A 17,378-nucleotide genomic window follows, 5' to 3' on the forward strand; every position below is an offset into this window, starting at 1 on the left:
ATAAATCATGAAAAACAAAAGGTTAGGTTCAGATATCTTAGGAAATGACAAGCATTTGACCGGTTCAACAATATCAAGTCGGATTCCGTTGGAAGAAACGGTTTTACAGTCGCCTAAAGCTTATATGTTTAAGTATAATGTTACACATATCAAAAAAATAGGTGTAGAGGTTGAATTGGGCAAGGACGAAGTAATACTAAAAATAACGGGTGAAATAAAAGACCTTCCGGGTAGTTATGCAATCATGGGCGAAACAGAACCTAAAAGCATCCTGATAGAAAAAATAAACATATGGCGCGATATGGATACCAATAACATCCAGACCGTGGTGGATAATGGTGTTTTGATGGTTAATATCCCCAGAATTAAAACTCTTCCTATTAAAGAAGGATACCGCTACACGCCTGAGGTTTGTTTTAAAGAATCTTATTTTGGGTGAACCATGCAGTTGACCCGGGCAACAGAACGCAAAGTTTAATTACTCATTGGGGGAGAAAGCTCAAATTCAAATTTTTTATTGATTTGGTCTGTTATTTTTTTGTTGAAATGGAAAACCGGATGCTTAACATGAATGCTATGCTGGAACATCAAAAAAGGGTTTTAGAAGGTGTAATTGACAATCCCGAACTGTTTAAAAAAGAATTGATAAAGTCATCAAGCTGGTTATCGGCCACAGAATATAACCTGCTAAAAAAGTGGGTATATCAGCGTTTTGATCATCGCCATCATGATATTATTGTGGAGGTTTTGGGCGCATATACCATGGTACAAGATATTCAGTACCATTAAAAAAACGGTGGGATTTGTGTTCTTTAAGGGCCTTTTTATGCTGGGAAACCTGTTAATGAACCATCGAAAAATTTTGCTTCAGATACAAACCGTGTATTAATTGCAATACTTTAAATTATGCCTGGATTTCTTATTGGAAATAAAGAATCATTTAATTTGGAGAATAGAATATATATTTCCACTTGTTTAGTGGGTGCAGTAGCGGGGATATTAGCTCTCATCTGGGATACTAAACCGGGATTCTCAATAATACCTAATGTTGCAGTTGTCATTGGAGTTGTCACATATGGCGTACTTTATTATTTATCGCGTTTTAAGAAAATATTCAACTCTTTTATCTTCTTTTTTACCACCCTTGGCTTTCTATCTGTTCTGTGGGTGTTGAACGAAGGTTTAACGGGTTCGATACCCGCCCTATATATAGTTTTCACTTCTATATTTATTGGTATTTCCAAAACCAAATACCAATTGCTTTTACTTACAGTTACAATAGCAAACTTTGCCCTGTTAATTATTCTGGAGAACCAGTATTATGATGAGCTGATTATACCTTATCCCAATGTTGAAGCAAAAGAATCGGGGCTGCTATTTGGCTATGTAGCTGCAATTATTGCTGTTTTTTTGATGACAAGCTTTTTGAAAAATACCTACGAAAAGGAAAAGAAAAAGATGATAAATGAAAATTTTGAACTACAGAGACAAAATTCTTCAAAAGACCTGTTCTTTAATATTATGGCGCATGATTTGAGAATTCCTTTCAACGGTATTTTAGGTGCTACCGAATTAATGTGCAATAAATCCAGCAACCTCACATTAGAAGAAATGCGGGAATTTGCGGGATTAATAAATAAGTCATCGGTAAATGCATTCGAACTTTTAGAATCGTTGCTGGAGTGGGGAAAAATTCAACAAGGGAAAATGAATTTGAATCCTCAGACAATTAATCTGAAAGACATGACCATTAAAAGTGTTAACTTTTTCAAAGAAGAATGCAGCAACAAGGATATTAAAATTAGTACTCTGGTACCAGGTGATATCGATATTTTTGCGGATATACATATATTTCAAACCATACAAAGAAACTTAATCAATAACGCCATAAAATTCACACCACAAGGTGGTGAAATCTGCATTTCAACCGAAGACAGCAATAATGGAAAAGTAGCGGTGGTCATTCACGATTCTGGTATCGGCATGAATAAGGAAATGGTGAAGAATCTTTTTAATATGGGAATTAATACGAATAGATGTGGAACAAACGGTGAATCAAGTACCGGACTGGGTTTAATGATATGTAAAAAACTGGCGGAGAAACTGGGAGGCGAGCTTAAAGTCGAAAGTGCATTGAATAAGGGTAGTAAATTTACATTTAATGTACAAAAGAATAAGACACCGCTAAATATTAGCAATCTTCGCACTAGCGAAGTCAGGCACTAATCCAACCATAAGCTTCGGTTTGTAAAAGTATACCGGGAAGATTCATTTTTATACATGTCCGTTTTGTCATTACACCGTCCCATGGCTTGCCCAATACATCTGCGCACAAAATCCGGATGTATGGAACCTATGCTCTTAAAAAACGAATCAATCTAATAGTAAACTAAAATATTATGAAAACTGTTTTCATGGTAAGCGATCCTCCGCGAAAGTGCGAAATCGCTACCTTCAAGCAAGAACTCTATCATTGAATGGTCGATAATGCAACATCAAAAAAGAACAATAAAAAAAATGCTTGAATAGAGCATGTGAGGATGGTCAACTGTTTTGTCAGCAGGGGGAATTATCCGACCTGCTATCTTGTATGACAATATATTCACCCCGTCACTTTTCTACAATTTTTAAGAGCGTACCCCGAATTCTCGAAATACGCTCTCTACCGCAGGTTTAAAAACAGTTCTGAATTACGGTAAATATTTTAAACCCGGATTATGCATTAGAACTTCGTCGTGAACATTGAAAGTGCAATCTTACTAGGTTTTCATCGTTATGGTGAGTTGAAGTGAAGCAGCGGTGTGTCTTGTTTTGAAACAATTTCAATGTGTAATAGATTTTCTAATGCATATTGCGGGTTAAACCAGGATTCCCTCCATACAGCTGATGCCTGCTGACATTAAGGATTTATGCAAATTCCTGATGACAGGTCTCGGATTATTCTACGCGATATAGTTTCTTTAATTTAAACACAAATGTAAGATCCATATAATGTTGACTTTTACCATAGTTAGATATCGTATAAGTATATTCTCCATTTGGCGAGTTAACAATTGTAGGTAATTCGATATTATATGTACCCACACCCATGTCAATATCTTTGGTTAAATCGCTTTCGTTCACATCAAGTCTAAGTGTAATATGATCGCTTCCTACTAAATTCGTGTAAGTGCGATTCGTAGTTGTATTATCTGAAAAGTGATGTGTTTGGTTTTGTTTTAGTTTCAAATAAGAGCCGCCATCACTTTGGCTCCAATGAGTTTTGTACGATGAATTTCTTCCGAGCTTACTTTTAATGCTTCCCCATAATTCATTATATTCTCCGGCAGCACCATCACTAAACTTAGGTTTCATGGAACGCAGACGAACGGAAATGTCATATCTAATGTTGTCCGTGCGCGGTATGGCCGTCCTGATAGGATAGGAGGCCGCAAATACGATACGTGCAATCGAGTTGTCGTTAATATATCTCAATTTATAAGAAATCGGTGCTCCCGGGGATTCTTTAGAAAAGTTTCCTCCCTGAACGATATATTTCTTAAAGTCCTGAAATCCGTTTATGGTGGCTCCGGCATCGGATCCTGATCCCCCCAACACATACACTTTCATGGTGGATTTGGCTTTTAAGCTTTCAAAATCGGACGACGTTTCACCTTCCACATCACCATACGAGCCTTCCAGGTAGGCCTGTACCTCAGTTTCTTCCAATTCCGATTCAATAGTGAACAAAGCCATTCGTCCAAAAGTAACAGTGGATATATACATGGGCATCAGCGAACCATAAAGGTTGTTGTTGGATGTATCGTCCGTAAGGTCAGATGGTTCTTGTGGCAAGTCCATATCTAAGGTATAATAGTTTTGAATGAACTTGGCTACAAATCTCGACCTGATTTTTTTATTGGAATAGTCGAAGCTGGAATTAATGTTGCCAAAACCGTTGTCATAGCTGGCCTTTAGAGCAAGCCGTAACTGTTCGCGGCTATATACTTTTTCAACGGTAAAACCGATGTTGGCCGGGGGCACGTCGTATTCCTGGTTCATCAATGCATTGACAGCCTCACGTACCTCAGACAACTTATCCGGGTTGTCAACAACTACCGAAACCTGACCGGAACCTTGTAGCGAAGTTGAAATGGTAATGGGTTTGCGCTCAACCGGGATAGGGATATAACTACCATCCAGTATACTTTCACCTTTAATCAGTGCTCCCGGATAAATAACATCCGTTTGTGGGTTTAGTACAATTTGCTCGTTGTAACCCGCTGCCACTGTGTAATAATCAATGGTGTAGTCATATTCCAGATCTTGGTCCGTGGCGGAACTATCCAATTCTTCGGCTTGTTCCGAAGGGAAAGTTACAGGCGGGAGGTTTAAGATATAGTTGTTGGTAACTTCAGCGGTATTGGGGCCATCATCCTTTTGACAGCTAAATCCAATTAGGGCGATTACTAATAAGGGCAATACTATTTTAATAATATTTGCACCCCATAATTCTTTGTTTGATTTTAAACCTGACTTTTTCATAATAATGGAGTTTGAGATTGTTTTATCCAAAATTACGATAATTGTCATCGAGGAGGGTAACGCACATGTTGCGTGATGTTACACTTATGTTGCATGGGGTATAAGTTATAGTATATCAGTGTTTTCCTTAAGTTGACCGGGGGTTGTGTTGAAATAGTTTTTAAATGATTTGTTAAAATATCCCATATTCTTAAAGCCGGTCATAAAGGCAATCTCTGAAATTGTACCCGTATTTTTAAGAATAAGTTCTTTGGCTCGTTCCAGCTTATACTCCCGAATGAATCGACTGGTGGATTTAGCGGTGACCGCTTCCAGTTTTCGGTGCAGTTGACTTCGGCTTAACCCGATAATGCCGGCCAGTTCTTCCACGGAGAAGTTTTCGTTGGAGAGATTGTCTTCGATAGCTTGACATATCCTGGTCATAAAAACCTGATCGAGAGATTTAACCTGAATATTGGCCGTGTTAATTACTAATTCATCCGAATATTTCTCCTTTAACTTATTGCGATGATCCAGCATGTTGTGAATCAGAAGTCTCAGTTCATCAGCATTGAAAGGTTTTGTCAAATAGGCATCTGCTTTTACTTCCAACCCTTCAATACGGTCATCTACCGACGCTTTGGCGGTTAAAAGTATCATAGGTATGTGCGAACTCAATTCGTTGCTTTTTAAGGATTGCACAACTTCAATACCGTTCATCTCCGGCATCATCACATCGCTTACTATTATATCAGGTATGAATAACAAAGCTTTATCCACGCCTTCCCTGCCATTACTGGCTGTAATAATCTGATATTTGTTTTCCAAAATCGAAACAATATATTCAGATACCTCCTGATGGTCCTCGATCACAAGGATTAGGGGCAATGAATTTGTTTGGGAAATTTCGGAAGGCACGGTAAGTTTTTTACCATTGGGTTTATGTTCCTTGCCATTAGGACGTATAGGTGTTATAGCCATGTTTTGCTCGGTAACAGGAAGATTTGTTGGCAGTAATAGTGTGAAGCAAGTGCCTGTTTCCCTGGTGCTTTTTACTTGTATACTGCCCTGGTGCATATTTACAAGTTCTTTGGTAAGAGCAAGGCCTATTCCTGTTCCTTTACCTTGGGAAAACGTATGGGTAGAACCGTAAAAACGGTCAAAGATCAAGGCACAGTCTTTTTCCGGAATAAAGGATCCGCTATTTGTAATGGCAATACTTAATTGATTCGCGTCGGAACCGGAAGAATCCAGCTGCACTTTTACATGCCCGTTATGGGGTTCGAACTTAAATGCGTTGGACAGAATGTTGTTGAGTATCGTGGCCACGCTTTCGGGATCGTAATGGATCATCCATTGTTCCTTTTCACATTCTATCTCCAGATGAATGTTTTTGGTTTCGGCCAGCGAGTGAAAGGAAAGTACCGTGCTTTTGAACATCGCCACAAAATCACCTTGAATAATACGGAGCGAATACTTACCCGAATCCAGTTTGGATAAGTCGAGTATCTGGTTGATTAACAAAAGCAACCGGTTGGCCTGTTGTTTTACCGTATGCAATGAAGGTTGGAAGGGTTCGGACGCTTTGTTTTTCAGCATTTCGCTCACCGGCCCCAGAATCAGGGTTAAGGGCGTCCTGAACTCATGCGAAATATTGGCAAAAAACCTCGACTTGACCTGGTCCAGTTCTTTTTCGGCCCGCAGTAATTGTTTGTTTTTTCGGTAGGCCTGAACCAAAATTGTTACTACCAGCACACCGACTACCAGGGTTAATATCCAGAAAAACAAAACACGCTGTTGGTTAGATTCCGCTTTCGCATTTTCCTTTTGCAAAACCGTAATTTGTTTCTCTTTTTTTTCGGTCTCGTATTTCGATGTCAATTCGGCAAACTGTCGTTTGTTTTCTTTGGCATGGATACTGTCGCTAAACTGCTTATACTTTTTAAAGTTGCTCAACGCCATTTGGGGATTGTTTAGTGCCTCATAATTTCTCGATATAATTTCGTAGGCGTCCCTCAGTTTATAATTGTCTTCAATATTTTGGGCATGAAGAATACTTTGCTCCAAATTATCAATGGCAGCATGGTACTTTTTCTGTTCTGAGAAACATTCGCCAATCCCGAAATAATTGGAACACTTAAAAAGCGCATCGTCCCATTTGTAACTCAGTTTCAGACCTGATTGATAAATTTTTAAAGCTTTTTCATAGTTTTTTGTTCTAAACGCCAATTGCCCCAAAGAGTACATGCTCTTGATTTCTTCTTGCGCAAACCCGTTTGCAACCGTAATTTGATACGAAGAATCCAAGTTAACTCTTGCTCTCTCGTAATCAGGAATTTCCAGATATATATCGCCGATAAGGCGATAGGTAATGGCGGTAAACTTAGCGTTATTGTTTTTTTGATGATAGCGTAAACAGGTGTTGAGCAACGCCAGGCTTTCATTATATTTCTTTTGAACGTTATAGATACCTACCAGCATGTTTAACGCATATACTTCCCATTCTTTTACGCCTTTGTTTCTAAAAATTTCCAGGGCTTGTAAAATGTTTGCTGTTGCCAGTTCGTAATTTCCTTTGGACTGATATTCGCTGGATACCAAATATAACGAAGCGCCATAACCCATCGAATCGTTATTGGCTTTGAATATTTTCCCGGCCTCTTGGGCATAGTAAATAGCGCTGTCGTAATTGCCTAGCTCATGTTGAATGTTACCCAGGTTATAGTTTACGGAGGCATCGAGCTGGTAGTTACCCGCCTTTTTGTTGGCATCGCCCGCTTTTAAATAATACGCTGTGGCACGTTCATGGTCTCCCAACTGAAAATATGCATTGGCTGCTCGTTCGTAACCTTTGGCAATTCCTAAATAATAATCGGCTTGATTGGCTGTATATACAGCTTGCTTTGCATATTCAACCGCTTTTTTCGAGTTGTTATAAGTATTTAGGTCACATAAATCAATATACAACATTGTCTTGTCTGTATCATTGGCGGTGGAACGAATGACATTTAGTAAACTGTCATTTTTATTTTTAAACGATTCCTGTGTGGAAGAAGAAATTCCGGAGATTAAAATTGGCGCAGACCACAATATGAGCGTAAGCATGCTAATTAAATTGTAACGCATAAACCAATAATTTAAATGTTAGCAATAGGTAAGCAACTCAACCCTTTCATTCAAAGAATTGAAATATGATAGATTGCCAGATGTTAGACACGTTTAGTATGTATTTTGTTCAAATTTAAAGCGCTTTATATGAGGTTGTTTCGTTTATTAGAATATTTCGTTTAAAAAGTATAATTTGGATAGCCTTAGTTTGATATGTTTTTAAGAACTCTATTTTATCTGAAGTGTTCTACAAATGATATTCGTAATAAAAGGAGCTATGATTAAAGAAATATCAGAAGGTAAAAACCATAAAGCAATTGACATAGGGAGTTTTGATCAATTGTCGGAATACAGTTTTATTCATCCCAAATTCGGAACTGAAGATAAAAGCCGACTTTTCACAGGAGAACTTTTAAAATCCACTGGTGCGGAAATATCATTCCGTGAGTTAGCGCCAGATACCACCGTACCTTTTTTACATGGGCACCATCAACATGAGGAGATTTATATTTTCATAAAAGGAAAGGGGAAATATCAGGTGGACAACCACATATTTGAAATTAAGGAAGGTTCAATGGTCAGGGTATCACCCCGTGGGTCACGAACATTAAGCAATACCTCGGATAAAGGTATGATATATATGGTGGTTCAATCGAGAACTGGTTCGTTGGCAGGGTATAATATTTCCGACGGATACAGGATAGATGGGGAAGTAAAGGTATAACTATAATTTCGTGCAAAATATAGTTGTACGATGCGACAATTTTGTAGACTACCGCTTAAATTTCCTACCATATCGTATATTAACACATGGGTAAGGTTTTATTTTCAGTTATTTAAGTTGGATGGTTTATTGTTTGAGGGTGGGGTTGTTTTACTAATTTAAAAAAATTATTATGGAAGTAAAACAAACTTGGGAAAAGGTGTTGGAATATGCCACTATGCCTTTACACGGAACCCTGTCAAGAAAACAACGCAAAGGCGTAGAACTTCAAATCAATGATGGCAAAATCTATAAAAATGCTACCATTTTTCTTGAAGAAAATGTGGTTTGGGTTTCAGAAACTATAGATGGTAAGGTGTTTAATACCTATTATGATTGGTGCAAGATATCTTCAATCACAACCGTAAGCGACGAAGAAAAGTAGCAGTAATGACAGAAGAGCAAATTAAAGAGCTGGAAAAGGAAGTGAATAAGCTTAAATTCAAAGCTGGTCAAATAGCTAGTGAACTTCACGATTTAGTGGAAGACAGGTTGTTGTTAGACTTTGAAGACCTTCCTAAATACGCTGAATGTGCGTATACGGCTTGTAAGGAGTGGAGCATAAAAAACAAGCAATTGTTGCAAGAAAAAGGATTGCAGTAATTAAGTAGTTTTGATAGGAGTTCCTGTTCGATTTAACATTAATTGAACAGGAACTTTTTCTTTCTTCAAATTTTCTTTTGTAGATATTGAATCTGAATATCTTGTTGTATTGGCAAAAACAACTACTTTTGCCTTTCTAAAGGAATTTATGTGGGCAGGATAATAGCTATTGACTACGGAAGAAAAAAGACGGGACTTGCGGTAACAGATCCCTTGCAAATTATTGCAAACGGTTTGGAGACGGTTCCCTCGCATACTTTAATCGAATATTTGGAAAAATATTTTGAGCAAGAGGATGTGGAGCAGATTGTGCTAGGATATCCCCGGCAGGCTTCGGGAGAGGATTCGGAATCGATGCGGTACATCAAACCTTTTTTTAACCGTTTAAGAAACAAATTCCCGCATATGCCTGTTGAATGGGTAGACGAACGTTATACCTCAAAAATTGCTTTTCAGGCGATGATTGACGGGGGACTTAAAAAGAAGGCCAGGCAAGACAAAAATTTGGTGGACAAACTAAGTGCCACCATTATCTTGCAGTCGTATTTGGAACAAAAAGGAAATTTGAATTTATGATATTACCGGTAACTGTTTACGGTCATCCTGTATTGAGAAAGGTGGCCGATGAGATTGATGAGGATTACGAAGGGTTGGAGAAACTGATAGAAGACATGTGGCAAACCATGCACCATTCTGATGGTATAGGTTTGGCAGCACCTCAAATAGGGAAAAGTATTCGCTTAATCGTGATTGATGCCAGTCCTTTGTCGGAAGAATTCCCGGAATTGGAAGACTTTAAACGTGTCTTGATCAATCCAATTATTGTGGAAACAAACGATGAAAATTGCAACGAATCAGAGGGGTGCCTGAGCTTGCCGGGTATTCGCGAAGAAGTTAAACGACCGAACAAAATAAAGATTGAGTACGAAAACGAAAACTTTGAACTGGTTGAAGAGGAACTGGAAGGTTTTGCTGCCAGGGTTGTGCAGCACGAATACGACCATGTGGAAGGGATTCTGTTTGTAGATCATCTGTCCCCATTAAAAAAAAGGCTGTTAAAAGGTAAACTAACCGCTATTTCTAAAGGGAAAGTGGATGTTGGCTATAGAATAAAAACGGCTTAACTTGTTTTTGGAGAGATTAAATTATATTACAATATTTCCAAGGGTGTTTATTTTATAGATGCCCTTTTTTTATGTAAGGATTAATGATAGAAAGTGAAAGGTTTGATGTTAATATCGAAAATGTAGTTTTTTATATAAAAAAAAACAGAATATTGGCCGAGAATAAATATTTTAGGGTGGATTTTAAACAACACTTGGATAAGTTTTTTTAAGTGCCTGATTGAGTGTTGTTTGAAAAATCAACGATGATTGTAGTAATAAATTGAGGATAAGCACCTTGTAAATAGGTCTATTGTCTCGTATTTAACATGATATTCAATTATTAAATAAACCAATCAAATATGAGTAAAGCTTTTCTGTTTTTGATCCTTGTGGTCGTAACTTTCGGATGTGTTCCGCAGCAAGACATTATTTATTTGCAGGATCCCGATTTAGACCATACCGAAAAATCATTTGCCAATAAAAAATCTGAGAATACGATTAAGGTATTCGATCAAATTTATATCCAGGTTTCAAGTTTTGACGACGGCAACATTAACTTTATGAACAATGACCCAAACCGTTATGGCGGAGGACGTTCCGAACTTGATTTGGCCATGGTATCCTACACGGTGGACAAAGACGGAGCGGTTAAATTGCCTATTGTTGGACAAACAAAAGTTGAAGGCTTGACAGTTGATCAGGCATCCGAAAAAATACGCAAGGAACTTGAAGACTATCTGAACACGCCTTCAGTAAAAATTACCTTTGTCAATAAAAGCATTACTGTACTAGGTAGTGTTAATAAGCCAGGGCGATATTTCTATGCGGCCGAGTATTTGAGCATATTTCAGGCACTTGGCCTGGCCGGCGACATTTCGGAATATGGTAACCGCAGAGAAGTAGTGATAGTGAGGGATGCGAACAATAAAGTAGTCCGCAAAAGGGTCAATCTAACCGATATTTCATTGTTGGGGGAGGCAGACCTGTATGTTCAAGCTGATGACGTCATTTACGTGGAACCATTGAAAAGGCGACACTGGGGATTTGATGCATTTCCCTGGGCTGTGGTGCTAAGTTCAATTACAACCATTATTTTGGTTGCTAACTATGTAAAAGAATGAGTATAAAAAATAATACCAACAATGATTCATATATCGATGTCAGTAAGGTGATTAAGCATCTGTTTAAAAACTGGCATTGGTTCGTGGTTTCATTGGTGTTTTGTTGTGTTTTGGCCATCGTTTCTATTAAGGTGTTAAAGCCAAAATATTTGGTTTCGTCCAGCATCTATATAAAAGAAGATATGGGGCTGGATGGACAAAAAGCGATGGAGTTTATTCAAAGTTTCAGTATGTTCGATCAAAAGATGAACTACCAAAACGAGATGTTAATCTTGAGTTCATCTCCTTTGATCCGTGAGACGATTGAAAAATTAAATCTGGAAACAGCCTATTATCTCGATGAAAATCTTTTGCAAAAGGAAATTTATAATCAATCGCCCTTTGTGGTCATCATCGATTCGTTGCATAACCAAATCATCAACACAACGTTTGAGGTAGTTTTTAAGGAGGACGGGAAGTTTGTTTTAAGGGCAGATAAAGATGATTACAGAATAGTGAATTATTCCACGGGAATTGGATATCCCACGGAAAAAAACTTGGAATTAGAAGCAGAGTTTTTTCAATCGGCAGTAATCATGGGGGAAGATTATAAATTTAGGATTTATTTAAATGAAGATGTCGATTTAAAAAAAATAGCCGGGCAAAAATATGCTTTTAAGTTTTTCGATATTGAAACTTTGGTACGAAATTATCAAAAGGAATTAAAGGTGAACCCTGTAAATACCGAAGTGAGCGTGGTGCAATTATCATTAAAATCGGAATCGCCTGCCAGAGGTGTAGATTTTATCCAGACCCTGAATGAAATTTACCTTAATAAAAACCTCGAACGGAAAAATCATCTGGCATTAAATACCATCGCGTTTATCAATAGTCAGCTGGAAGAAATTTCCGATTCCCTGAGCTTTGCCGAAAGCACACTGGAGAAGTTCCGGGCATCCAATCAGGTGATGGACATAACCACCAAGGCCACCCGTGTTTTGGAAAGGCTTCAGCAGTTGGAAATTCAAAAAAGCACTACAGAGCGGGCCTATAATTATTATGAGTATTTGGATGAGTATTTTCAGCAGGACGATGACTACAGCAAGATTGTTGTTCCTTCGTCTATAGGGGTGACCAATACAACACTGAACGAATTTATCAGGGACCTGTTAATTCTTTCCAACCAAAGAAGCGACCTGATTACCAGGAATCAGCAAAAAGGGCCGTTTTTTAAGAATCTGGAGATTAAAATCGAAAACCTCAGAAACAGCATTGTCGACAATATTACTTTTTCCAAGGAATCGTTAAAACGCGAAGTGGAGAAATTCCAGGATCAGATTAGGCAACTGGAGCAACAAGTGAAAACACTGCCGAAAACGGAGCGAAAACTGGTGGGAATGCAGCGAAAATTCAATATTAACGATGCCATTTACACCTTTCTGCTACAAAAACGTGCCGAGGCACAAATAGCCAAAGCCGGTAGTTTACCCGAACATTTAATTGTTGAACCGGCACGGGTGTTGAAAAAAGTATTTCCAAACCCAAAGATTCATTTTGCCCTGGCATTATTTCTGGGACTTATACTTCCTGCTTTGGCGCTGGTGATTATTGACTTAATAGACGATAGAATAAAAAACGAGCAAGAATTTACCGAAAAGTTTGCGGATGTGCCTTTTTTAGGTTCCATCTTAAAAAGTGAAGAAAAAGGAAGCAAGCTCGTGGTGCATAGTCGTCCGGCATCGGTGGTTACGGAAACATTTAGAACGATACGTACCAATTTGTCATTTTTCAAAGAAGGAGCTGCACATAAAACCATTTTGGTTTCGTCTTGCATAGCGGGGGAAGGCAAAAGCTTTGTGGCAAATAACCTGGCCATTTCCCTGGCTAATTTTGGTAAAAAGACGGTAATTGTCGGATATGATTTACGCAAATCGGGACAGTTTAGCGATTTTGTACACGATAAACGCAGAGGGCTAACGTCGTACTATCTTAAAAATAATGAGATTGATGAAATTATTATCCATACCGAAATTGAACACCTGGATTTTATAGCCCCCGGGGTCATCCCTCCAAACCCTCTGGAGCTGATAGGGAATGAGTTGACAGAAACCTTGTTTAAAGTGTTAAAGGCCAATTACGATTACATTATTATTGATACACCGCCTATTGGAGTGCTCAGCGATGGGTATATGCTGATGAAATATGCGGATGTAAATTTATTCGTGGTCAGGGAAAAATATACGAGTGAAAAAGTGCTTCGTTCCGTGTTGCAGGAAGTAAAGCAAAAGGGCATACAGAACAATGGTTTGGTATTAAACGGAAGCAAGCTCGAGGGCAAAAAATACAAATACGATTACTACAATAAGTACAATAACGCCTAAAAACGATCCTGAAAGTAGTAAGGTATGAACAATGATATGAGGAGCATATGTTTCGTTATTCCACACTTTGTAACTTTTACCACAGGAGGTGCCGAAATTCAGGTACATTACTTGTCGCAGGCATTCTTAAAAAGGGGATGGAAGGTCGAAGTAGTTTGTGCGGGGTTAGGATATGAAAAGCAAATCAGTAACTCTCCGTTCCTAAATGATAATATTCAATATCATTATTACAGAAAAAGAAGTATCAGAATACTGGAGTTTTGGGATGTGTTGAAAGTATTGAAAAATACAAGCGCACATTATTACTACCAACGAACAGATTTCGCTTTAACTGCATCCACGTATTGGTATACCCAGAAACAGGGTAAGCATATGGTATTTGCGCTGGCTCTTGATTCTGATGCACACAAAAATAAATATAGCACATACTTTAAAGCGTATAGCTATTCCAATATCATAAAAAAATGGATACGTAAAACTGATTTTTTCCTCCTTGATAAGTTAATTGAATGGGTGAAAAAGCGGGTGGGTAAAGTGGTTTGTCAAAATCAGTATCAGCTTCAGTCTTACAAGACTAATTTTAATACCCTTGGAATCGTCGTTCCCAATTCTTTTTCATTACTGGAGGAGGTAGATGAAGACAAAGAAAATTTGATATTGTGGGTAGGTAACGACAGTTTGGTAAAACAGGCACATTTATTTATTGAACTGGCGAAGGAGTTTGGATTAAACCGAGATTGGCATTTTGTGATGCTGGGCTCGGCCTGTAATTCCATCTTATCGGAAGATATCCCCCAGAATTTGAGTGTAGTCGGTTCTGTCGGCTATCAGGAGGCCAACCAATGGTTTGCCCGGGCAAAAGTGTATGTAAATACAAGTTTGAGCGAAGGAATGCCAAATACCTTTATTCAGAGCTGGTATTTTAAAACCCTAATATTAAGTTTAAATGTTGACCCCGATCAGGTTTTTAGTCGGCAAAACGTTGGGTTCAGTTGTCAAGGTGATTTCGATTTTTTGCGTGCAACACTTCAAGAGTTTATAGATGGGCACGATGTGAGCCGACAATTAAGCAACGGAAAGGATTATTTTAATAAGCAATTTAACGCGGAAAGAAACGTGGATAAGTTGATTGAATATATGGAATCATAATTTTGAGTTTAAGCCATGAAAGTACTTCATCTGTGTGGAAAAGATTTTTTTGGTGCCGGACGTGCAGCTTATCGCCTGCACAAAGGTTTGCTTCATGTCGGCATTGGGAGTAAGATGTGGGTAGGTGCAAAACGAACAGCGGATGATACTGTGGTTGATATCCACAACGGAAAGGCAAAAAAAAAGCTGACGAAGATATATATTAAGCTTGAAAAGCTGATTATAAAAAGTAAGGCAAAAGGAAGCAGAGAAATGTTCTCGTTAGGATATCCCGCACATTCGATACGAAGAAAAATAGAAACAGAAAAACCGGATATTGTTCATCTACATTGGATAAACCGAGGGTATATGAACCTGAATGAACTGAAAGGAATAAAGATACCCGTTGTGATTACCTTGCACGATATGTGGTGGTTTACCGGAGGATGCCATTACGATGAGGGATGTGGAAGATATGTAAATGGTTGTGCAAGTTGTCCCATCTTAAGCGAAGATGGAGAATATGGACTAAGTTTGAAGCAGCTATCTTGTAAACGAGAAATCTTAAACAACACTTCCCCTATTACATTTATTGGTTTAAGTACCTGGATGCAAGATTGTGTGAAACAAAGTTTGATTGGACAGGACCATAAGATAAAACAAATACCCAATGGGATAGACGTGGATATATTTGCGCCAATGGATAAGCAGGCTTGTCGCAATAAATTAAATTTGCCAAACGATAAAAAACTAATATTGTTTGCAGCGGTTGATGTATTGTCGGAAACCCGAAAAGGATATCAATACCTCAGCCAGGCGTTAACCATGCTAAAACCGGAAGAATACGAATTGGTGGTGATCGGTGAACAAAGCGATGCAAACTCAATCAGTGGATTAAAGACTTATTTTCCGGGTGAAATCAATGATGACCAACTCATGATTGAATATATGTCGGCGGTGGATGTTGCTGTGGTGCCTTCATTGCAGGAAAACTTGTCCAATTTAATCATGGAGAGCCTGGCATGTGCAACTCCTGTTGTTGCATTTAAAATAGGGGGAAATGGCGATATGATTAAGCATAAAGTCAACGGATACCTGGCAAAACATAAAAATATAGAAGATTTAACTGAAGGGATAGAATTCTGTACAAAATCGGAAAACAATATACTTTTATCGGAAACAGCCCGACAAACTATTGTAGATAATTTTGATATTAATGAGGTTTCAAAAAAATATATTCAATTGTATCAATCACTTGTTGAATGAGGCTGGTAAGATGTTAATGCATTTAAAGAGTTGAACCACTTTGGGGTTACAGGTTTTAAAGCTCAGGAATTTACGTTTTTTTACCCGTGGTTATTCGGATTTAACCCCATTGGGGGTTTTAAAGTATAAAATTTGTTTTTAGTATTTTAATGTCAGGAAGTTAATACTATAAAGCATCAAAAAAACAAAAACACAATAGCGTTCGTCTATGATAAATGTAACTAAAATAACGGATTATTGGCTGGTTTACCTGCTGATCGCGTTCTCGGGCGTGCCTTTTTTTTACAAGGCGCATATTGCCATGATGATTGTGTTTTTGGCATTTCCGGCCGTTGTTTTCTTTATCCGACAGAGAAAGATTGACCGTTTTTTTATGTATTATTTATCCGCTGTACTAACCCTTCAAGTAGGGCAGATGCTGAAGTTCTATGAACTCCCGGTGCAAACGTATTTAGGGCTTCATGTCCGGTTGTTGTTCGCCTACCTGACGATAAAAGCAGTCGGAAGAAAGACGGTGGAGTACTATGTAGATGTTTTAGTTTTCTCGGTGCTGGTTAGCCTTTTCTTTTATGTTACTTCTTACATAGGAGCTTTTGAGAGTTTCTTTGAAAACACGGTGGCTCCAATGTTTGATAACCCGCTCATCAAAACATCCAACTATAAAAACTGGCCTAGTATTATATTGTATACCTTCAATTCGCAAGGTGAAGGTTTGATCTGGCTTAAAAGAAATTCAGGCCCTTTTTGGGAACCGGGAGCATTTTCGGGATTTTTATTAGTGGCCTTGTTGTTCAATATTATTATAACGGGCCAGCTCAATAACAAAAAAAACAGAATCTTGATGCTGGGGGTGTTGACTACCTTTTCAACATCAGGACTATTGGTGATGGCAGGTGTTGTAATATTTTATCTGGTATTGAACAGGGATTTGATTCGACGTTACATTGTAATCCCCATTGTACTCGTAATAGGAGTAACTGTATTTTTAAATGTTGATTTTTTGGGAAGTAAGATTGTGCGTAAAATGAGTTTTACCGATGCTACTTATAACACACGTTTTAAAAGTGCGCAAATCGATTTTCAGGATTTTGTAAAGTATCCGCTCTTTGGGATGGGAAGGTCTGAGTCAACCCGTTTTCAGGGAGAGACAAACGCCCGAACCATACACCGAAACAATGGGGTGACCAACCATTTGGTGATGTACGGAGGTATTGCATTCCTGATTTATTTTTACCTGATGTACCTAACGATTTTTCGCATGTGTTTAGCTTACGATGTGGATAAGCGAATGGCTATTTTTGCTTTGATAACCATTTTGTTGATAGGTTTTTCACAAATTTATTTTATCAAGGTGTTTTTTATTTCTTTGACGTTAATGCCTGTTTTATTTAAAAAAGAAGAAATAAGTCTTGATACTTGA

General features: G+C 38.2%; 15 protein-coding genes. 13 read left to right on the forward strand and 2 right to left on the reverse strand.

Annotation, left to right across the window (positions count from 1 at the left end; translation table 11 throughout):
• Positions 1-7 precede the first annotated feature (7 nt).
• The 3 genes from ACRD64_RS01195 to ACRD64_RS01205 all read left to right on the forward strand — a co-directional run bounded on the left by ACRD64_RS01195 (position 8) and on the right by ACRD64_RS01205 (position 2,226).
• Positions 8-439 carry an Hsp20 family protein gene (locus tag ACRD64_RS01195; protein ID WP_430931320.1) on the forward strand — a complete coding sequence of 144 codons (432 nt, stop codon included), beginning with the start codon at positions 8-10 and terminating at the stop codon, positions 437-439.
• Positions 440-576: 137 nt separating this feature from the next.
• A complete protein-coding gene (locus ACRD64_RS01200; protein WP_430931321.1) occupies positions 577-789 on the forward strand; it encodes a hypothetical protein in 213 nt (70 codons plus the stop codon).
• A gap of 117 nt (positions 790-906) precedes the next feature.
• Positions 907-2,226, forward strand: coding sequence for a sensor histidine kinase (locus ACRD64_RS01205; protein ID WP_430931322.1), 1,320 nt, complete (start codon positions 907-909; stop codon positions 2,224-2,226).
• Between the two features lie 711 nt (positions 2,227-2,937).
• Here the strand turns inward: ACRD64_RS01205 and ACRD64_RS01210 are convergent.
• Complete coding sequence (locus tag ACRD64_RS01210) at positions 2,938-4,524, reverse strand: thiol-activated cytolysin family protein (RefSeq protein ID WP_430931323.1); 1,587 nt, start codon at positions 4,522-4,524, stop codon at positions 2,938-2,940.
• 105 nt (positions 4,525-4,629) lie between these two features.
• Positions 4,630-7,629: a hybrid sensor histidine kinase/response regulator transcription factor gene (locus tag ACRD64_RS01215; RefSeq protein ID WP_430931324.1), complete on the reverse strand. Its 3,000-nt coding sequence runs from the start codon at positions 7,627-7,629 to the stop codon at positions 4,630-4,632.
• A gap of 235 nt (positions 7,630-7,864) precedes the next feature.
• Here ACRD64_RS01215 and ACRD64_RS01220 point away from each other — a divergent pair, with 235 nt between their 5' ends.
• From ACRD64_RS01220 to ACRD64_RS01265, 10 genes are all read left to right on the forward strand, one after another.
• The gene (locus tag ACRD64_RS01220) at positions 7,865-8,335 is read left to right on the forward strand and encodes a cupin domain-containing protein (RefSeq protein WP_430931325.1); all 471 of its coding nucleotides are present in this window, start codon (positions 7,865-7,867) and stop codon (positions 8,333-8,335) included.
• A gap of 172 nt (positions 8,336-8,507) precedes the next feature.
• Positions 8,508-8,759: a hypothetical protein gene (locus ACRD64_RS01225; protein WP_430931326.1), complete on the forward strand. Its 252-nt coding sequence runs from the start codon at positions 8,508-8,510 to the stop codon at positions 8,757-8,759.
• A 5-nt stretch (positions 8,760-8,764) separates the two neighbouring features.
• Positions 8,765-8,977 carry a CCE_0567 family metalloprotein gene (locus tag ACRD64_RS01230; protein ID WP_430931327.1) on the forward strand — a complete coding sequence of 71 codons (213 nt, stop codon included), beginning with the start codon at positions 8,765-8,767 and terminating at the stop codon, positions 8,975-8,977.
• Positions 8,978-9,127: 150 nt separating this feature from the next.
• Positions 9,128-9,553: a Holliday junction resolvase RuvX gene (gene ruvX / locus ACRD64_RS01235; protein WP_430931328.1), complete on the forward strand. Its 426-nt coding sequence runs from the start codon at positions 9,128-9,130 to the stop codon at positions 9,551-9,553.
• A complete protein-coding gene (gene def, locus ACRD64_RS01240) occupies positions 9,550-10,101 on the forward strand; it encodes a peptide deformylase (RefSeq protein ID WP_430931329.1) in 552 nt (183 codons plus the stop codon). Before ruvX ends, def begins: the two co-directional genes overlap by 4 nt.
• Before the next feature lie 341 nt (positions 10,102-10,442).
• Positions 10,443-11,204, forward strand: coding sequence for a polysaccharide biosynthesis/export family protein (locus ACRD64_RS01245; protein WP_430931330.1), 762 nt, complete (start codon positions 10,443-10,445; stop codon positions 11,202-11,204).
• Positions 11,201-13,564 carry a GumC family protein gene (locus ACRD64_RS01250; protein ID WP_430931331.1) on the forward strand — a complete coding sequence of 788 codons (2,364 nt, stop codon included), beginning with the start codon at positions 11,201-11,203 and terminating at the stop codon, positions 13,562-13,564. The genes ACRD64_RS01245 and ACRD64_RS01250 overlap by 4 nt, the downstream gene beginning before the upstream one ends.
• A 24-nt stretch (positions 13,565-13,588) precedes the next feature.
• Positions 13,589-14,713, forward strand: coding sequence for a glycosyltransferase family 4 protein (locus tag ACRD64_RS01255; protein WP_430931332.1), 1,125 nt, complete (start codon positions 13,589-13,591; stop codon positions 14,711-14,713).
• 15 nt (positions 14,714-14,728) lie between these two features.
• Complete coding sequence (locus ACRD64_RS01260; RefSeq protein WP_430931333.1) at positions 14,729-15,958, forward strand: glycosyltransferase; 1,230 nt, start codon at positions 14,729-14,731, stop codon at positions 15,956-15,958.
• Positions 15,959-16,166: 208 nt separating this feature from the next.
• Entirely contained in the window at positions 16,167-17,378 is a 1,212-nt protein-coding gene (locus ACRD64_RS01265) for a hypothetical protein (RefSeq protein WP_430931334.1), read from the forward strand.

Origin of the sequence: Saccharicrinis sp. 156, from assembly GCF_050589685.1 — a bacterium.
Classification (GTDB): domain Bacteria; phylum Bacteroidota; class Bacteroidia; order Bacteroidales; family Marinilabiliaceae; genus Saccharicrinis.

What these genes read in the sequence shown, in the direction of transcription:
- ACRD64_RS01195 (WP_430931320.1), top strand. Translation starts at nt 8, where the DNA reads ATGAAAAACAAAAGGTTAGGTTCAGATATCTTAGGAAATGACAAGCAT.
- ACRD64_RS01200 (WP_430931321.1), top strand. Translation starts at nt 577, where the DNA reads ATGCTGGAACATCAAAAAAGGGTTTTAGAAGGTGTAATTGACAATCCC.
- ACRD64_RS01205 (WP_430931322.1), top strand. Translation starts at nt 907, where the DNA reads ATGCCTGGATTTCTTATTGGAAATAAAGAATCATTTAATTTGGAGAAT.
- ACRD64_RS01210 (WP_430931323.1), bottom strand. Translation starts at nt 4,524, where the DNA reads ATGAAAAAGTCAGGTTTAAAATCAAACAAAGAATTATGGGGTGCAAAT.
- ACRD64_RS01215 (WP_430931324.1), bottom strand. Translation starts at nt 7,629, where the DNA reads ATGCGTTACAATTTAATTAGCATGCTTACGCTCATATTGTGGTCTGCG.
- ACRD64_RS01220 (WP_430931325.1), top strand. Translation starts at nt 7,865, where the DNA reads ATGATATTCGTAATAAAAGGAGCTATGATTAAAGAAATATCAGAAGGT.
- ACRD64_RS01225 (WP_430931326.1), top strand. Translation starts at nt 8,508, where the DNA reads ATGGAAGTAAAACAAACTTGGGAAAAGGTGTTGGAATATGCCACTATG.
- ACRD64_RS01230 (WP_430931327.1), top strand. Translation starts at nt 8,765, where the DNA reads ATGACAGAAGAGCAAATTAAAGAGCTGGAAAAGGAAGTGAATAAGCTT.
- def (WP_430931329.1), top strand. Translation starts at nt 9,550, where the DNA reads ATGATATTACCGGTAACTGTTTACGGTCATCCTGTATTGAGAAAGGTG.
- ACRD64_RS01245 (WP_430931330.1), top strand. Translation starts at nt 10,443, where the DNA reads ATGAGTAAAGCTTTTCTGTTTTTGATCCTTGTGGTCGTAACTTTCGGA.
- ACRD64_RS01250 (WP_430931331.1), top strand. Translation starts at nt 11,201, where the DNA reads ATGAGTATAAAAAATAATACCAACAATGATTCATATATCGATGTCAGT.
- ACRD64_RS01255 (WP_430931332.1), top strand. Translation starts at nt 13,589, where the DNA reads ATGAACAATGATATGAGGAGCATATGTTTCGTTATTCCACACTTTGTA.
- ACRD64_RS01260 (WP_430931333.1), top strand. Translation starts at nt 14,729, where the DNA reads ATGAAAGTACTTCATCTGTGTGGAAAAGATTTTTTTGGTGCCGGACGT.
- ACRD64_RS01265 (WP_430931334.1), top strand. Translation starts at nt 16,167, where the DNA reads ATGATAAATGTAACTAAAATAACGGATTATTGGCTGGTTTACCTGCTG.